Source organism: Planktosalinus sp. (assembly GCF_059864935.1).
The window spans coordinates 1-1,754 of sequence record NZ_JCBCCK010000233.1 but is presented as its reverse complement, the minus strand read 5'-3'; the positions used below and the strand labels follow the sequence as shown (position 1 = coordinate 1,754).

2 protein-coding genes are annotated in these 1,754 nt (G+C 43.4%); both read right to left on the bottom strand.

Translation table 11 applies throughout. The features are described 5' to 3' along the window. Positions 1–168: 168 nt before the first annotated feature. Positions 169–1,545, bottom strand: a complete 1,377-nt coding sequence (locus AC6F75_RS08140) for a YfcC family protein (protein ID WP_500714506.1) — start codon at positions 1,543–1,545, stop codon at positions 169–171. Between the two features lie 25 nt (positions 1,546–1,570). Then, a partial coding sequence (locus tag AC6F75_RS08135) for a prolyl oligopeptidase family serine peptidase (protein ID WP_500714505.1) occupies positions 1,571–1,754 on the bottom strand: 184 nt, incomplete at its 5' end.

The window sequence follows — 1,754 nt, the reverse complement described above, 5'->3', positions numbered from 1 at the left end:
AAATGATATTTTGTTAAATAAAATATTAAAAGAGCTTTCATTCCGTAAAAGCTAAATCGTTCCCACAATTCAGTGAGAAACATAATGTAAAGCCCTGCGGGATGACCGAAGAGTTCTTTTTGACTGGCAGATTCAGTTGTAGTCATTGATTTTTTTTTAAATTAATTATTATGAATATCCCATTAAAACAGCAAGCACAATCACTAAAGCTCCTGCAGCGAGCAGTTTGAGCAATAATGGTAAACAGAATTTAAACCACTTATCATATGGAATGCCTGCTAAACCGAGTATACCCATCAATACGGCATTTGTGGGCACAAGCATATTGGCAAAACCGTCACCAAACAAGAATGCCAATACAGAAATGGGTCTTGACACACCCACCAAATCTCCCAGTGGAGCCATTAAGGGCATTGTTACAAAAGCCTGCCCACTCCCGGATGGCACAAAAAAGTTGAGAATGGTTTGCATTCCCATCATACCCACACCTGCAACCTCGGGACCAACAGACGACAGGGGCACAGACAAACCGTGCACGATGGTGTGTAAAATTTGACCGTCTTCCATGATTAAGGCAATTCCCCGGGCAATACCCACCAGCAAAGCGGTTTCTGCAAGATCTTTGGCGCCACTAACAAATTTTTCAGCAGCAAGGCTTGGTCCAATTCTTCCCACTATCGCAGTAAAAATACCAAGTATCAAAAATGCTGCACCCAGTTCGGTCAGGTACCAGCCACGAGTGGCAATGCCCCAGACTGCTGTCCCCAATGCCAAAAAAAACCCGATTAAAATGAGTAAGTGCCTCCACTTTAATAGTGGGTATTGTTTTGGAGGCTCTCCTCCTGATGGTGGTTCTAATCCATAAACCAGACTGGCAGTGGCATTTTTCTTTACCTTAACCGAATACCTCCAGATGTGATGCCCGGCAATTAATGAAAAGGGAAGCAGAATCGCCAACCTGAGCGGCCAGCCGTCATATGCATCCAGCCCCGCAATGGGGTTTGCCACAACAACTGTATATTGATTGAAAGCCGCAGTTCCATAACCAACGCCATAACCCGCAACGATAATTCCAACGGCAGTAAGGCTATCTAGGTTCATTGCCCTGCACATGGCTACCAGTATAAGCACAAAGGGAATGTATTCAGCAGAAGCTCCCATGATGCTCGAAAGCAATGCAAACACAAAAACAACAGTGAATATGAGTGTGCCCGGCTTTTTACCCAGACTTTCGAGGAGTTTTCCCAGTAAAGCATCTACAGTTCCGGTAGTTTTGATAATCGCCAAAACACCACCAATGATAAAAAGAAAGAAAATAATTCCCTGAGCATCAGCAAAAGCTCTCGGTATTGCTGTAAACAGTGAAATGGGGTTGAGGTAATGGTGCTGCTCAGCAACCTGATAGGACCCCGGAACAACCATTTCCCTTCCGCTTTCGGTTAACTGAGTATCAAACTGACCCTGGGGAATTACCCAGGTGGCCACCATTGCCAAAACCATTAAAAAAAACAGCAAGGCCAGGGTGTTGGGCATTTTAAATTTCATAGAGTAGAAATTAGGAGAGGGTTAGTTATAAATTTTCTTTTACAAATTTGGTCATTTTATTGTACAAGTGCAGGCGTGTGTTTCCACCAAAAATACCGTGGTTTTTATCGGGATAAATCAACCATTCAAAATCTTTATTGGCTTGCACCAGTTCTTCTACCAAACGGGTAGTGTTTTGTACATGAACGTTGTCATCAGCACTTCCGTGG